A 13698-nucleotide genomic window follows, 5' to 3' on the forward strand; every position below is an offset into this window, starting at 1 on the left:
GTCTACCCCCGCGCCGTGTCGGTGATCGCCTGCTCCGCGTCCTCTTCGGACCCGCGGAAGCTGCCGGCGGCCTCGCCGACGGTCTGCCCGAACCGCGACAGCCGCCCGGCGAGGTTGCGCAGCACGTCGAGGGTTTCGCCGGCGCGGCTGACGTGCACGGCCGCGAAAGCCTGCCCCACGGCGTCCGTGCCCCACGCGCGCTCGGCCCCGTCGAGGGCGCGTTCGAGTCGTTCCGCGACCGCCGCCGCCCGGATGGCGAGGCCGTCGAAGTCGCCGGAGGAGACCGTGAGCCGGTCGGCGTCGGTCTCGAACCCGGCGCTCATCTGGTCATCCAGCGGTGGTCCTCGAGGCTCTCCTCGTCGGGCGCGGGCCGCGGTTTCGCGGGGGCGATCTCGGTCGCGTCGAGGTCACCGGTGCCGAGCAGCAGCGCCTGCGGATCGGTTCCGGCCGGCAACACGGGCGCCAGCACCTCCCCCGCGCGGGCGAGCGCCCGCACGGTGGCCTCGGCGGTGATCCGCACGATCTGCTGCGCCAGCTCGTTCGGCCGGTAGCGCCAGTACGCGCCCTCGGCGACGGTCAGCGAGGTCAGGGTGCCGCGCGGGCCGACGGTCGCCGTGATCAGCCCATCGGCGTCGGTCGCCGAGGCGGTGACGGCGGCGAGCGCGCGTTGCGCGGCGGCGAGATCGTCCCGGCTGCGGCGGTAGTCGGCGAGCAGTTCCTCCACCTGCGCCCGATGCTCGGTCACGGCACCCCTCCTCGCGAGTAGAGCAGTCGGCTCGGACTCGGACGCGCGCCGCCGCGCTCCGGTTCCCCCTCCGACAACAGGTTGCCTCATCGCGGCGAAATACGCATCGGGGCGCCGAGGTGTGTCGGGCACGCGACGCAATCGAGACCGGGCGGAGAGAATTCCACGCGGTACCAACGGTTTTCGGCGCTCGTGTCACGGAGCGCGCTCGGCGATTCGCTGGATCGGGTGAAGTCAGCGGGCGCCGCGGCCACGCGCGTGCGGACCTTGCTCGCCGGGGAAGTCGTCGTAGGGGTTGTCGTTGACCTGGCGGTAGATCATCGTGTGCACCCGCTCGACACGCGGGATGTCCTCGAACCGCAGCGGCTCGTCCGAAGCGGACTCGATCACCAGCGTGCCGCAGCCGAAGATCCGGTCCACCAGACCGTGCTCGAACTGGACACTGCTGATCCGGCCCATCGGGATGTCGATCCCGGTCCGCTTGATCACGCCCTCGCGGACGATGAGGCGATCGGTCGTGACGATGAAGTGGGTGGTGCGCCAGCGGATCAGCGGCACCACGAAGAACGCGATGATCAGCACGACCGCGGCAACGGCGATCGCGATGCGGGCCACGTCGTGCCACGGGGCGGGCGCGCCGGCGGCGAGCGTGACCAGCCAGATGGCTGCCCCCAGTGTCACGAGGAACCCGAGCACCGGCCCGATCAGCATCTTGGCGTGCGGATGGCTGTGCACTACGACCTGCTCGTTCTCACTGAGCAGATCGTCGGGGTAGGCCACTGCGAACTCCTCTCGCGACGATTCACCGTACCGGGCGCAGGTGCACGACGTCCCCGGCGAACACGGTGTGCCGCCTGCCGTCCTGACCGGTCACCTGCAGCTGGCCGGACCCGTCGACGTCCTCCGCCGTGCCGATGATCGTGTGGTCGCCCGGCATCAGCACCCGCACCTCCTGACCGAGCGTCTCGCAGCGGGCCCGGTAGTCGGCCAGCAACCCGGCTCGCGCCAGGTCACCACCGGCCGCTCGCCAGCGGTCCTCGCGGTCGGCGAGCGCGGCCAGCAGCAGCGCCGCGATGTCGGTGCGGTCGGTGGTGCGCGCGCCCTGCTCGGCCAGCGAGGTCGGCACCAGCCCGCCCGCGCCCGGCTGGACACCCGGGCCCAGCGGGCGCACGTTGAGCCCGATGCCGAGCACCACGGCGACCTCGTCCCCCGCGACCGCCTCGGACAGGATCCCGGCGCACTTGCCGCGATCCGGTCCGGCGAGCACGTCGTTGGGCCACTTCAGCACGGCGTCCACGCCGAGTTCGGCGGTCAGGTCGGTCACCGCGAGCCCCGCGGCGATCGCGAGCGAACCCAGCGCGCTGAACGGCACCCCGGCCGGGCGCAGCAGCACGCTGAGGTACACGCCACTGCCCTGCGGCGACGCCCACAGCCGCGCCCGCCTGCCCACCCCGGAAGTCTGCTCCTCGGCGATCAGCACGGTGCGGTCCGCCGCGCCCTCGACACCGGCCTTGCGCAGGTCGGCGTTCGTGGACCCGGTGCTGGGGACGACGTCCAGCGCCGCGTACGGACCCTCCGGCGCGAGCAGTTCGGCCCGCAGCCGCCCGGTGTTGATCGCGTTCATGGGGGAAGCCTATTCGCCTGCCGTCACGCGGGCGGGGGTCCGGTCGTTGGATCCCTGTGACGGCCGAGGGCGGTGTCTTTTAGTGTGAACGGGGTGACCATGCGTTTCCGATCGTGGGGGCGGGCCGCCGCCGGGCGTGCCCTGATCGCGCTGATCCTCGTTGCCGCCGTGGCGACCTGCGGGTGGCTGCTGGTGGAGCCGCCACACCGGACGGTGCAGACCGCTGCCGACGTGGTGCCGGCCGAACAGCCGGGCGGGAACGCGGCGATCGCGGCCGCGCCCACCGTGCTGGAGCCGAACGCGCCGGAGCAGGCGCAGGCTCCCCGGGAGCAGGGCCGCAGCGAGCTGGAGAAGTGGGCGGCGAACCTGAGCGGGCCGCTGGACATCCCGGAGCGCGCGCTGATCGGGTACGCGACGGGCGAGCTGACACTGCGCGACGAGGATCCGGGCTGCCACCTGTCGTGGGTGACGCTCGCCGGGATCGGCAAGGCCAGCTCGAACCACGGCCGGTTCGGCGGCGCTTCGCTGGCCGCCGACGGGCGGATGACGAAAGCGCTCGGCGCGGTACCGCTGACCGGTGCCGCCGGCGAGCCGGCCACCGAGCCGCGCAGCGGTCCGATGCAGCTGACGCAGGGCGAATGGCATCGCGCCGTGGCGCACGGTGATCTCCAGGACATCCAGGACATCGACGACGCGGCGGTCGCCGCGGGCCGCACGTTGTGCGCGGGCAGCACCGATCTCCAGGCCGGCCAGGGCTGGTGGAAGGCGGTCGCCGGGTACCGCGATTCGGACCTGTTCCGCCAGCAGGCGCTCGGCAACGCGCAGCTGTACGCGCAGCTGTCGCTGGACCCGGCGTCGGCGTCCGCGCCGTCGGTCCGCGCCACCCGGTTCGCCCTCGACCAGCTCGGCCTGCCGTACGTGTGGGGCGGCAACGGGCCGGACGCGGGCGCGGCCGGGTTCGACTGCTCGGGCCTGACGAAGGCCGCCTACGACGCGGCGGGCATCGACCTGCCGCGCACGGCGGACACGCAGTTCCGGTCGGTCCCGCCGGTCACCGAACCGAAGATGGGCGACCTGGTGTTCTACGGCAACCCGGCCACACGCATCCACCACGTCGGGCTCTACCTGGGCAACGGTCTCATGATCAACGCGCCGACCCAGGGCATGGCCATCCAGATCGCGACGTACCGCACCCGCACCGACGACTACGCGGGCGCGGGCCGCCCGGCGCGGTAGGGGTACTTGGCCCGCGGCACCACTCTCGCCGGGCCGGCCGCCGAACTCCCCGGCAGCGGACTCAACCCGAACTCGTCACCAGGAACGGCCGACCCCGGTGGCCGTGATCCACAGCTCACGGACGAGGTCGACGCGCAGAGTGTGGAACTGGTGATCCAGGCCGGGCTCCCGCACATGATGGCCAGGGTGCGGCGCCAGACTGGAGAACACCAGCCAGTTCCTCCTCCACGTCCTGGACGACGTGGTCCGCTCAGCCCGGCCCTGGCACAAGATCTACTCCACCACCCTCGGCAGACGTCCGAGGGCTGACCGGATCACCTGGCTTGTCCGCCCCGCCTGGTCACGACCTCGCCGAAATCCCCCGTCCGACAGGTACAGCCTCAGGTGCTCGCCGCCGGCGTGGCCGAGCTGCCTTCCCGCAGCGACAGGACCAGCGCGGCGAGGGGGAACAGGGTGAGCCACAGGTTGGGCAGCCACCAGGCGGGGTCGAACTCGCCGCGCAGAGCCCAGAAGCTGATCGCGAGCAACCCGGCCGCGTGGGTCAGGGCGAGTGAGACGGCCCGCAACGCTGTCGCGCCCGCCCGGCGACGGCGGGTCCAGCGCAGGGACATCAGGCCGGTGGTCGCGGCGATCACGTCCAGTCCCAGGAAGGACCAGTTCCACGCGTTGAGCACCGGTTCCGGGTAGGGCGGGATGATGCGGACGACGTTGGCCAGCCAGTACAGCAGGAAGCCGACGTCCGTGCCGAACATCAGGCGCTTGATCCACTTCTCGGACATCGCCACCTCCAGGACGCCGGCGGCGGCCCGCCGTTCTCACCCGCGTGACGACAGTACCGTCTGGACGGTACAGCTGGCCAGGTCCTCAGCTGTGACTGATCACGATCTTGCCGAACCCGCCGCCGGACGCGCAGTACTCGAAGGCGTCGGGAACCTTCTCGAACGGGAACTCCCGATCGATCACGGGGCGAAGCCGGTGCATCTCGACCGCGCGGGTCAGCTCCGTGAAATGGGCCCGGCTACCGGTGGCGATCCGATGCAGGACCGCGCCCGCGCCGAACAGGGCCGCGGGATCGACGGGCCGTGCGCCCTCGGCCCCGGACAACCAGTAGCCGACGAAGGCGAGGTCCCCGCTGGCTGCGACGGATTTCAGCGACTGCTCCAGCGGGCCGGTCGCGTCCACGACCCGGTCCGCGCCGCGGCCACCGGTCAGGTCGAGAACCTGTTGCGACCACTGCGGATTTTCGCGGTAGTCGATCACCGCGTCGGCACCCAGCGCGCGCAGCCGCTCCGCCTTGACCGGGCTCGACGTCGTCACGATGACCCGCGCACCCGCCAGCTTCGCGAACTGCAGGACGAACAGCGACACCCCGCCGGAGCCGAGCGTCAGCACCGTGGAACCCGGGCGCAGCGGGCCGCCCGCGCTGAGCGCGTGCCACGCGGTCACCGCCGCGAGCGGCAACGTGGCGGCCTCTTCGAACGACAGGTGCGCCGGGACGGGCACCACGGCGTCCTCACCGAACACCGGCGTACTCGGTGAGCACGCCGTCGATCATCGTGCCCAGCTGCGCGGCGTTGTCCCGGATGAACGGGCCGTCCAGCCAGCGCGGGAACACGGTGGCCGCGACCCGGTCGCCGGGCCGCACCCGGTTGACCCCGTCCCCCACGGCCACGACCTCACCGGCGCCCTCGCACCCGGGCACCACGCCGGGTGAGATCGGCAGCGGGTAGTTGCCGTCCAGGACCATGAGATCGCGGAAGCCGAGCGAGTTCGCGCGGATCCGGACCAGCACCTGACCCGGGCCCGGTTCCGGCACGTGCCGCTCGTCCAGCGTCAGCCCGGCCAGACCGTGTGCCGGGTCGAGGCGGTAACACTTCATTCCCTGTCCTCCTGTCGTCCGGTGCGGAATCGTCGGGGAAGGCCAGGCGTGACGGCAATTCCCGCGCGGGAATCGTCCGCCTGCGGGCTCGTGTAGAACGAAGCTGTGGACACCGAAGTGGACAGCGCCGGGGTCGGCGCGGAACTGAGGCGCTGGCGCCGGTCGCGCCGGCCAGCTCGAACTGGCCGCGCTGGCGGGTACCACGCAACGGCACCTGAGCTTCATCGAGAGCGGCCGGTCCCGGCCGGGGCGGGCGACCGTGGTCAGGCTGGCCGAGTCCCTGGGCCTGTCGCTGCGGGAGCGCAACGACCTGCTCATGGCCGCCGGGTACGCACCGGTGTTCACCGAGTCCACATTGGACGAGGCGGCCCTGCGCCCGGTGCGTGAGGCGCTGGAGGAGATCCTCCACGGCCACCTCCCGTACCCCGCGCTGGTCATCGCGCCCTACGGCCGGGTGGTCGCCGTCAACGACGCGGTCGAAGTGTTCACCGAAGGGGCGGCCCCGGAGTTGCTCACCCCCGAGGTCAACATGCTGCGGCTGATGCTGCACCCGGAGGGGATGGGACGCCGGGTGGCGAACCTGGCTCAGTGGGGCCGCCATGTGGTGGAGAACCTGCGCGCCCGGGCGCGGCGAAGCCCCGACCCGCGCCTCGACGAGTTCGTCGCCGAACTCGCGGGATACCTGCCCGAGGCTCCGGTCAGCGGCGATCACCTGGGCTTTTCCGTACCGATGCGGCTGGCCACCGCCGACGGGGAACTGCGGCTGATCACCACCTTGACCTCGTTCGCGACCGCCACCGACGTCACCCTCGCCGAACTGCGCCTCGAAGCGTTCCTGCCGGCCGACCAAGCGACGGCCGACGCCCTGCGCCGCCGCGCCGGGCGAAAGGGCTACCGCCGGGTGTGACCGTGCTCGGCGAACCCGGGTGAGCATCGCGTTGCGGGAGCCGCACCGGCTGCTCACCCCGGTGCCCTGACCCGAACGCCGCACGGCGTCACCCCGGCCACCGCCGTCCGGGCGTGGGCCAGCAGCTCGTCGACCGACCACTGGTCGTAGGCGTGCCCACCGTGCTTGCCGGCCAGCACACGCCCGCTCGGGTCGATCAGGAAGTCGGCGGGCAACCCGAGCCGGCCACCCTCCTGACGCGCGGCGGGTGGGCGGAACCGGCCGCGCAGCGTCAACGCGGAACCCCGCAGGATCGCGCCCCACGTGCGCGGGTGCAGCAGCGCCCGGCCCCCGGACTCGACCCCGAACTCGCGGTAGTACCGCTTGCCCGGATCGGCGACGACCGCGAACGGCAGGTCGTACTCCCGAAGCTCGTCGGCGGGCGAGTGGAAGAACACCACCTCGCGGATGCCCGCGGCGCTGATCTCGTCGTGCCGCTGGACGATCGAGCGCAGGTGGAGGTTGCAGATCGGGCAGCCGGCGAAGCGCCGGAACTGCAGGTGGACCAGGCGCGCGGGATCGGGCACGGGGACGCGCTCGCCGGTGACCGCGACCAGTTCGCGTGGGCTGACCTCTCGCATGTGCGGCTCCTTCGGTAAGCGTGTGGTGTACGCCTACGACCGTATGCGCGTATTCTGTACGCTGTCAAATGCCATGCCACGCCGCCGTTCCCTGACCTCCGCGCAGATCGCGACCGCCGCCCTGGCCGTCCTGGACCGCGACGGCCTGGAAGCACTTTCCATGCGCGCGGTCGCCCAGGAGCTCGGCATGGGCACCATGTCGCTCTACCGCTACGTGGCCGACCGCGGCCAGCTCGAAGGGCTCGTGGTCGACCTGGTGCTCCAGACGATCGACCTCACGGTCCCGCGCGGCTCGGCGGCGAAGCGGCTGAGCGTGCTGGCCGACCGGGTCCGCGTCGCCGTCGGTCGGCACCCCGCGGTCGTGCCGCTGCTGCTGATCCACCGGCACCGCGTGCCCAGCTCGATCCGGTGGGGCGAGACGATGCTGACGGTGCTGACCGGGGCGGGCATCACGGGCACGCACCGGGCGATCGCGTTCCGCGCGATCATGGGATACGTGTTCGGCGCCCTGCAGGTCGAGCACTTCGGGGCCCTGTCCGGGCCCGGCACCGCCGCGCTGGCGGATCTACCGCCCGAGGACTTCCCGATCCTGTCCGAGACCGCGGCGCAGGCGCGGTCGATCCCGCCGGCGGAGGAGTTCCGGCAGGGGTTCGACATCCTGCTCCGCGGCCTCGGCCTCTAGCCAGATCCGGGAAACGGGCCGGGTCGCCCACCGGCCACCCGAGATCACTGTGGACGGTTGCGGCCTGACGCGTCACGGGCGCGCGGGCGCAGCAGCAGGCTGCAGACGACCGCCCCGGAGGCGAAGAACCCGGCGGACCAGGAGAACGCCACGCGGTAGCCGTGCACCGCGGCTTCCGCGGCCAGTCCTGGCACCGGCGCCTTGCCGCCCGGGAACGTCGTCACCGCGTTGGCGACGAGGGTGCTGACCAGCGCGGTGCCGATGGAGCCGCCGGTCTGCTGAGCGGTGTGCACCGTGGCCGACGCGACACCCGCGTCGCCGGCCCGCACCCCCGTCGTGGCCGCGCTCATCGCGGGCGCCGTCGACACGCCGATGCCCAGACCGAACACCATCAGCGGGAACAGCACCCCGCTGAAGTAGGTGCTGACGGTGTCGATCGCGCTGAGCCAGCACAGAGCCGCCGCCGCGATGAGCATGCCGAGGCTGATCAGCGCACGCGAGCCGAACTTCGACAGCACACCGCTCGCGGCCGCGGCACCCGCCATCAGGGTGGCGACCATGGGCAGGAAGGCCACGCCGCTGGTGATCGGCGCGAGCCCGAGGTCCCGCTGCAGGTAGTAGGTGAGGAACAGCAACACCGGGAACATCCCGATGCCCCGCAGGAACACCGACAGGAACGAGCCGCCGCGGTCCCGGTCGAACAGCACGCGCATCGGCAGCAACGGATGCTCCACCCTGGTCTGCAGGTAGACGAACAGGGTCAGCAACGCCACGCCGACGGCCAGGAAACCCCACACCGAGACGGCCGACCACGGCTCGGCCTCGGCGTGGGCGAACCCTTGGACGAGGGCGAACAGACCGGCCGACGCGGTCAGCGTGCCGGGGACGTCCAGTTTGGGCCGCCGCCCGGTGCGGGGAAGCGGGCGCAGCATCGCCACGGCACCGGCGAACGCGACCGCGGCGAAGACGATGTTCACGAACATGCACCAGCGCCAGTCGAGGTACTGGGTCAGCGCGCCGCCGAGCAGCAGCCCGATCGCGGCACCGCCCCCGGCGATCGCCCCGAAGACACCGAACGCCTTGCCCCGTTCCGCGGGATCGGTGAACGTCGTGCTGAGCAGCGAGAGCGCGGTCGGCGCGAGCAACGCGCCGAACACCCCTTGCCCGGCGCGGGCGACGATCAGCAGTTCGATGCCGTTCGCCGCACCGCCCAGCGCGGACATCAGGGCGAAACCGGCCAGCCCCACCAGAAAGGCCGGTCTGCGGCCGAACAAGTCGGCGACCCGGCCGCCCAGCAGCAAAAGGCTGCCGAATGCGAGTGCGTACGCCGTGACCACCCATTGGCGCGCGTCATCGGAAAACGCGAGGTCGTGTTGCGCCGACGGCAGTGCGATGTTCACGATCGTGGAGTCCAGCACGACCATGAGCTGCGCAAGGCCGATCACCACCAGGATCCACCAGCGGTTCGCGTTCGCGTTCCCCCGTGCGGGCGCGACGGCGGCAACGGATGACGGCGGCATAGGTATGTCCTCGCAGAAGTGAAGTGGATGAGTCCCCTGGGCCATCAAGCTACGCACGGCGGGCCGCATATTTCCGCCTTGGGTGTCGCTTCTCGCGAACGCTGGCGAATGGTTATGCGATATGGCCTCGAATTGCGACGGCGCCGCAGACTGCGAGGGCACATCCAGCTTTTCGGACCAGCACCGGGTGCCCGCCGCGCCCGGCGGCGTTGACTTATATGCCAGTTGCGTTATATTACTCGTATGGCATCTACCTTCGAGGTGCTCGCCGAGCCCCGGCGCCGGGAGATCCTCGACCTGCTGCGCACGTCGGAGCGGCCGGTCGGTGATCTCGTCGAGCGCCTGTCCCTGACCCAGCCCGCGGTGTCCAAGCACCTGAAGGTGCTGCGCGAGGCGGGCCTGGTCGAGGTCCGGCAGGACGCGCAGCGGCGGTGGTACCGGCTGCGCTCGGAGCCGCTGGCCGAGATCGACGCGTGGCTGGCGCCCTACCGCCGCCTGTGGAACGCGAGCCTGGACGCCCTCGAACGGCACCTGGACACGATGGAGGAACCGTGACCGAACTGCTCACGATCGCCGGGAAACCCGTGCTCCGCTTCGAACGGCGGCTCGCGCACCGGCCCGAAAAGGTCTGGCAGGCCGTCACCGACCCCGCCGAGCTGGCGCACTGGTTCCCCGCCCGCGTGGAAACCGAGGCACGGGTGGGCGCGCCGATGCGGTTCGTCTTCCCGGACGCGGCGCCGGTCGACGACGGCGGCAGCGGCGAAGTCCTCGAGTTCGACCCGCCGAAGGTGTTCGCGTTCCGCTGGAACCTCGACGTGCTGCGGTTCGAGCTGGTGCCCGACGGGGACGGCTGCCTGCTGGTGTTCACGCAGACGATCGGCGGCGGCGACGTCGGGCGGCTCTCCGGTGGCCGCAACGCGATCGGCTGGGACTTCTGCCTGGACGGCCTGACCGCCCGGCTGGACGGGGCCGGCGCCCCGCCCGAGCCGGACTGGCTGCACGGGATGGAGCGCTACATCGAGGAGTTCGGTCTCGGCGACGGCACGGTGCACGAGACGGCGCACGGGTACGAGCTGCGGTTCGCCCGCGACCTGGTGTGGCAGCCCGCCCCTGAGGTCTGGCGGTTGCTGACCGAGGAGGCGACCGTGCAGCCGGGTGACCCCGCCCCGCTGCGCGCGACGAACGGTTACGTGCCGGCCGGGCGGGTGCTGGTGGCGTCGGCGCCGAACGTGCTGGAGTACGAGTGGCTGCACGACGGCTCGCCCGCGGGCCGGGTGCGGTGGGAAACCGTGGCCGACCGCGAGCTGGGCACCCGGATCGAGCTGACCCAGACGGTGCCGTTCGCGCTGGCGCACCTGCGGGCCGAGGCGCTGGCCGCCTGGCACACCCAGCTGGAGCTGTTCTTCGCCGCCACGTTCGGCGAGATCCGCTGCCCGTGGCCGGAGGAGCGCACGGCCGAGCTGACCCGGCGCTACGCGCAGCGGCTGACCGGGTGACAGGATTCGCGCGGAGTTCATCTCGGCGCCGCCCGCGGCGCCTAGGTTGTCGATCATGACGAAATCGGTGACCCGGCGCGCCGTGCTCGGCGGCGCCCTCGCCCTCACCGCCCTCGGCGGCGGTACCGCGGCCGCCTCGCGGTCCCCGCGCGTGCTGATCGCGACCAACGAGCCGTGGGGCACTTACCACGTCAAACCGCTGCTCGCGGAGGCCGCGCGACGCGGGTGGCGGCTCACCCAGCTGGTGCCCGATCTGACCCGCGTGACCCCCGGCGATCCGGTACCGGTCGCCACGCCGGACACCGCGCCCAGCGCCGACCTGCTCGTCGTCACCGGCGCCGGGGACTGGCCCGCCGACTGCGCGGCCCGCTTCCGGCGGCTGCCGCTCGTCGCCAGCTCCCTCGCCTACCAGCAGCCGGTCCAGGCTCCCCGCGCGCGGGAACTGCACCCGCGGCTGATCACGTCGTCCTCACCGGCCGAGGCGCGGGCGTTCGGCGCCTACCTGGGCCGTCGGCGGCACATCCGGATCGTCGGCTCGCCGCAGACCGACGACCTGCCGCGGCGGGCGCCGGAACCGGGCCTGGTCCTGGTCCTCACCAGCGTCACGCACCCCGACGGCACCGGCGCCGCCGCACCCGGCACCGAACTGCTCCTCGCCGCGGCGGAGAAGCTCGCCGCCGCCGGGAAGCGGATCCTGGTCGGCCTGCACCCGCGCGAGGACCGCACGCTGTGGGACCGCTACGAGATCAGCTCCGTGCCCTCGGTGCAGGCCGCCGCCCGCGCGGAGGCCGCCATCGGCATCCCCGGCACGGTGTTCCCGCTGGTCGTCGCCGTCGGCACGCCCGTCGTCGGGTGCACCGACCCGGCGCTGACCGTGCCCGACTACCTGCGGTCGGTGTGCTCGTCCACCATCACCGACCCCGGCCAGGCGGTCGCGGCGATCAGCGGCGCGCACCTGCCGGACGCGAAGACGCTGGCCGACGCGGTCGGACCGGTCGGCGGTTCGGCCCGGCGGCTGCTGGACGCGTGGTCGCGGTTCGCCAGGTGAGGTTCACGCCACACACGCGCCCCTTGCGCAATGGATAGGCTCCCGTCATGAGCAGCGCGACGGAGCCGATCGGGACGCCTCCGGCGGAGGAGCCGGACATCCACACCACGGCCGGGAAGCTGGCCGACCTGTACCGCCGGAACGACGAGGCGGTGCACGCCGGGTCCGCCCGGGCCGTGGAGCGTCAGCACGCGAAGGGCAAGAGGACCGCACGCGAGCGGATCGACCTGCTGCTCGACCCCGGGTCGTTCGTCGAGCTCGACGAGCTGGCCCGGCACCGGTCGACGAACTTCGGGCAGGAGCGCAACCGCCCCTACGGCGACGGCGTGGTGACCGGGTACGGCACGATCGACGGGCGCCCGGTGTGCGTGTTCAGCCAGGACGTGACCGTGTTCGGCGGTTCGCTCGGCGAGGTCTACGGCGAGAAGATCGTCAAGGTCATGGACCTGGCGATCAAGACCGGCCGCCCGATCATCGGCATCAACGAGGGCGGCGGCGCGCGCATCCAGGAGGGCGTGGTCTCCCTCGGCCTCTACGGCGAGATCTTCACCCGCAACGTCAAGGCGTCCGGCGTGGTCCCGCAGATCTCGCTGATCATGGGCGCCAACGCGGGCGGGCACGTCTACTCCCCCGCGCTCACCGACTTCGTGGTGATGGTCGACCAGACCTCGCACATGTTCATCACCGGCCCGGACGTGGTGAAGACGGTGACGGGTGAGGAGGTCACGTTCGAGGAGCTGGGCGGCGCCCGCACGCACAACACCAAGTCGGGCAACGCGCACTACCTCGCCTCGGACGAGGAGGACGCGATCTCCTACGTCAAGGAGCTGCTGTCCTTCCTGCCGTCGAACAACCTGTCCGAGGCGCCGGTGTTCGACCCGCCGGAGCCGGTGGACTCCTCGATCGCGGACGGCGTGACCGAGTCCGACCTCGAGCTGGACACCTTGATCCCGGACTCGCCGAACCAGCCCTACGACATGCACGAGGTCGTCACGCGCGTGCTGGACGACGGCGAGTTCCTGGAGGTCCAGGAGCTGTTCGCACCGAACGTGATCGTCGGGTTCGGCCGGGTGGACGGGCACGCGGTCGGCGTGGTCGCCAACCAGCCGACCCAGTTCGCCGGCTGCCTCGACATCGACGCCTCGGAGAAGGCCGCGCGGTTCGTACGGACCTGCGACGCGTTCAACGTGCCGGTGCTGACCTTCGTGGACGTGCCGGGCTTCCTGCCGGGCACCGACCAGGAGTGGAACGGCATCATCCGGCGTGGCGCGAAGCTGATCTACGCCTACGCCGAGGCGACGGTCCCGCTGGTCACCGTGATCACGCGCAAGGCCTACGGCGGGGCGTACGACGTCATGGGTTCCAAGCACCTCGGCGCGGACATCAACCTGGCGTGGCCGACCGCGCAGGTCGCGGTGATGGGTGCGCAGGGCGCGGCGAACATCGTGCACCGCAAGACGCTCGCCAAGGCCGCCGACGAGGGCAAGGACGTCGAGGCGCTGCGGGCCGAGCTGATCCAGGAGTACGAGGACACGTTGCTCAACCCGTACGAGGCGGCCGAGCGCGGCTACGTCGACGCGGTGATCGTGCCGTCCCACACGCGTGGTCACGTGGCGCGCGCGCTGTCGATGCTGCGCGACAAGCGCGAGACGCTGCCGCCCAAGAAGCACGGCAACATCCCGCTGTGAGGGAGTCGGCATGAGCGAGCCCGAGGAGAATCCCCCCGCCCGGCCGGTGCTGCGTGTGGTGCGCGGCAACCCGGACGAGGCGGAACTGGCGGCCCTAACGGCCGTCGTGGCCGCGGCGGCGTCCGCCGGTGGCGAGGAGACGCCGCGGAAGCCGGAGCGGACGTCCTTCTGGGCGGACCGCGCGGCGCTGGTGCGCCGGCCGCTGCCGCGGCCCGGCGCGGGTGCCTGGCGCGCCTCCGCCTGGCCGCGGTAG

At 72.1% G+C, this 13698-nt stretch carries 17 protein-coding genes; 8 read left to right on the top strand and 9 right to left on the bottom strand.

Features of this window, described 5'->3' with window-relative positions; all coding sequences use genetic code 11:
• Window positions 1–2: 2 nt before the first annotated feature.
• From FHX45_RS11835 to FHX45_RS11850, 4 genes are all read right to left on the bottom strand, one after another.
• A complete protein-coding gene (locus FHX45_RS11835; RefSeq protein ID WP_167100067.1) occupies window positions 3–323 on the bottom strand; it encodes a PE domain-containing protein in 321 nt (106 codons plus the stop codon).
• Window positions 320–745 (bottom strand): YbaB/EbfC family nucleoid-associated protein, encoded by a 426-nt coding sequence (locus FHX45_RS11840; protein WP_167100070.1) that lies wholly within the window; start codon window positions 743–745, stop codon window positions 320–322. The genes FHX45_RS11835 and FHX45_RS11840 overlap by 4 nt, the downstream gene beginning before the upstream one ends.
• Window positions 746–979: 234 nt before the next feature.
• Entirely contained in the window at window positions 980–1525 is a 546-nt protein-coding gene (locus FHX45_RS11845; protein ID WP_167100073.1) for a PH domain-containing protein, read from the bottom strand.
• A gap of 22 nt (window positions 1526–1547) precedes the next feature.
• Window positions 1548–2369 (bottom strand): biotin--[acetyl-CoA-carboxylase] ligase, encoded by an 822-nt coding sequence (locus tag FHX45_RS11850; RefSeq protein WP_167100076.1) that lies wholly within the window; start codon window positions 2367–2369, stop codon window positions 1548–1550.
• A gap of 99 nt (window positions 2370–2468) precedes the next feature.
• On the opposite strand from FHX45_RS11850, the gene FHX45_RS11855 reads away from it, so the two are divergent.
• The gene (locus FHX45_RS11855) at window positions 2469–3605 is read left to right on the top strand and encodes a C40 family peptidase (RefSeq protein WP_167108785.1); all 1137 of its coding nucleotides are present in this window, start codon (window positions 2469–2471) and stop codon (window positions 3603–3605) included.
• A 380-nt stretch (window positions 3606–3985) separates the two neighbouring features.
• Here the strand turns inward: FHX45_RS11855 and FHX45_RS11860 are convergent, their stop codons facing one another.
• From FHX45_RS11860 to FHX45_RS28050, 3 genes are all read right to left on the bottom strand, one after another.
• Window positions 3986–4384 (bottom strand): DUF5360 family protein, encoded by a 399-nt coding sequence (locus FHX45_RS11860; RefSeq protein WP_208405895.1) that lies wholly within the window; start codon window positions 4382–4384, stop codon window positions 3986–3988.
• Between the two features lie 85 nt (window positions 4385–4469).
• On the bottom strand, window positions 4470–5129 hold the full coding sequence (locus FHX45_RS28045) for a zinc-dependent alcohol dehydrogenase family protein (protein WP_341771433.1): 660 nt from the start codon (window positions 5127–5129) through the stop codon (window positions 4470–4472).
• The gene (locus FHX45_RS28050; protein WP_243869006.1) at window positions 5119–5484 is read right to left on the bottom strand and encodes an alcohol dehydrogenase catalytic domain-containing protein; all 366 of its coding nucleotides are present in this window, start codon (window positions 5482–5484) and stop codon (window positions 5119–5121) included. The genes FHX45_RS28045 and FHX45_RS28050 overlap by 11 nt, the downstream gene beginning before the upstream one ends.
• 181 nt (window positions 5485–5665) lie before the next feature.
• Between FHX45_RS28050 and FHX45_RS11870 the strand changes: the two genes are divergently transcribed.
• Window positions 5666–6391, top strand: coding sequence for a helix-turn-helix domain-containing protein (locus tag FHX45_RS11870; RefSeq protein ID WP_208406938.1), 726 nt, complete (start codon window positions 5666–5668; stop codon window positions 6389–6391).
• Between the two features lie 53 nt (window positions 6392–6444).
• Here the strand turns inward: FHX45_RS11870 and FHX45_RS11875 are convergent, their stop codons facing one another.
• A complete protein-coding gene (locus FHX45_RS11875) occupies window positions 6445–7011 on the bottom strand; it encodes a peroxiredoxin-like family protein (RefSeq protein WP_167100079.1) in 567 nt (188 codons plus the stop codon).
• A gap of 73 nt (window positions 7012–7084) precedes the next feature.
• On the opposite strand from FHX45_RS11875, the gene FHX45_RS11880 reads away from it, so the two are divergent.
• Window positions 7085–7693 (top strand): TetR/AcrR family transcriptional regulator, encoded by a 609-nt coding sequence (locus FHX45_RS11880; protein ID WP_167100082.1) that lies wholly within the window; start codon window positions 7085–7087, stop codon window positions 7691–7693.
• Between the two features lie 44 nt (window positions 7694–7737).
• Here FHX45_RS11880 and FHX45_RS11885 read toward each other — a convergent pair whose 3' ends face one another.
• Window positions 7738–9213: an MFS transporter gene (locus FHX45_RS11885; protein ID WP_167100084.1), complete on the bottom strand. Its 1476-nt coding sequence runs from the start codon at window positions 9211–9213 to the stop codon at window positions 7738–7740.
• Between the two features lie 243 nt (window positions 9214–9456).
• On the opposite strand from FHX45_RS11885, the gene FHX45_RS11890 reads away from it, so the two are divergent.
• The 5 genes from FHX45_RS11890 to FHX45_RS11910 are packed head-to-tail and all read left to right on the top strand — an operon-like array spanning window position 9457 to window position 13698.
• Window positions 9457–9768 carry an ArsR/SmtB family transcription factor gene (locus FHX45_RS11890; RefSeq protein WP_167100087.1) on the top strand — a complete coding sequence of 104 codons (312 nt, stop codon included), beginning with the start codon at window positions 9457–9459 and terminating at the stop codon, window positions 9766–9768.
• Window positions 9765–10709, top strand: coding sequence for an SRPBCC domain-containing protein (locus tag FHX45_RS11895; protein ID WP_167100090.1), 945 nt, complete (start codon window positions 9765–9767; stop codon window positions 10707–10709). Before FHX45_RS11890 ends, FHX45_RS11895 begins: the two co-directional genes overlap by 4 nt.
• Before the next feature lie 55 nt (window positions 10710–10764).
• Window positions 10765–11757 carry a hypothetical protein gene (locus FHX45_RS11900; RefSeq protein ID WP_167100093.1) on the top strand — a complete coding sequence of 331 codons (993 nt, stop codon included), beginning with the start codon at window positions 10765–10767 and terminating at the stop codon, window positions 11755–11757.
• 47 nt (window positions 11758–11804) lie between these two features.
• Window positions 11805–13445: an acyl-CoA carboxylase subunit beta gene (locus FHX45_RS11905; RefSeq protein ID WP_167100096.1), complete on the top strand. Its 1641-nt coding sequence runs from the start codon at window positions 11805–11807 to the stop codon at window positions 13443–13445.
• A 10-nt stretch (window positions 13446–13455) separates the two neighbouring features.
• Complete coding sequence (locus FHX45_RS11910) at window positions 13456–13698, top strand: acyl-CoA carboxylase epsilon subunit (RefSeq protein WP_167100099.1); 243 nt, start codon at window positions 13456–13458, stop codon at window positions 13696–13698.

The sequence above is a fragment of the Amycolatopsis granulosa genome (assembly GCF_011758745.1).
GTDB classification, from domain to species: domain Bacteria; phylum Actinomycetota; class Actinomycetes; order Mycobacteriales; family Pseudonocardiaceae; genus Amycolatopsis_E; species Amycolatopsis_E granulosa.

Coding starts and splice junctions, on each gene's coding strand:
- FHX45_RS11880 (WP_167100082.1), top strand. CDS start 7,085: ATGCCACGCCGCCGTTCCCTGACCTCCGCGCAGATCGCGACCGCCGCC.
- FHX45_RS11850 (WP_167100076.1), bottom strand. CDS start 2,369: ATGAACGCGATCAACACCGGGCGGCTGCGGGCCGAACTGCTCGCGCCG.
- FHX45_RS11855 (WP_167108785.1), top strand. CDS start 2,469: ATGCGTTTCCGATCGTGGGGGCGGGCCGCCGCCGGGCGTGCCCTGATC.
- FHX45_RS11905 (WP_167100096.1), top strand. CDS start 11,805: ATGAGCAGCGCGACGGAGCCGATCGGGACGCCTCCGGCGGAGGAGCCG.
- FHX45_RS11900 (WP_167100093.1), top strand. CDS start 10,765: ATGACGAAATCGGTGACCCGGCGCGCCGTGCTCGGCGGCGCCCTCGCC.
- FHX45_RS11910 (WP_167100099.1), top strand. CDS start 13,456: ATGAGCGAGCCCGAGGAGAATCCCCCCGCCCGGCCGGTGCTGCGTGTG.
- FHX45_RS11885 (WP_167100084.1), bottom strand. CDS start 9,213: ATGCCGCCGTCATCCGTTGCCGCCGTCGCGCCCGCACGGGGGAACGCG.
- FHX45_RS28050 (WP_243869006.1), bottom strand. CDS start 5,484: ATGAAGTGTTACCGCCTCGACCCGGCACACGGTCTGGCCGGGCTGACG.
- FHX45_RS11860 (WP_208405895.1), bottom strand. CDS start 4,384: ATGTCCGAGAAGTGGATCAAGCGCCTGATGTTCGGCACGGACGTCGGC.
- FHX45_RS11835 (WP_167100067.1), bottom strand. CDS start 323: ATGAGCGCCGGGTTCGAGACCGACGCCGACCGGCTCACGGTCTCCTCC.
- FHX45_RS11890 (WP_167100087.1), top strand. CDS start 9,457: ATGGCATCTACCTTCGAGGTGCTCGCCGAGCCCCGGCGCCGGGAGATC.
- FHX45_RS11875 (WP_167100079.1), bottom strand. CDS start 7,011: ATGCGAGAGGTCAGCCCACGCGAACTGGTCGCGGTCACCGGCGAGCGC.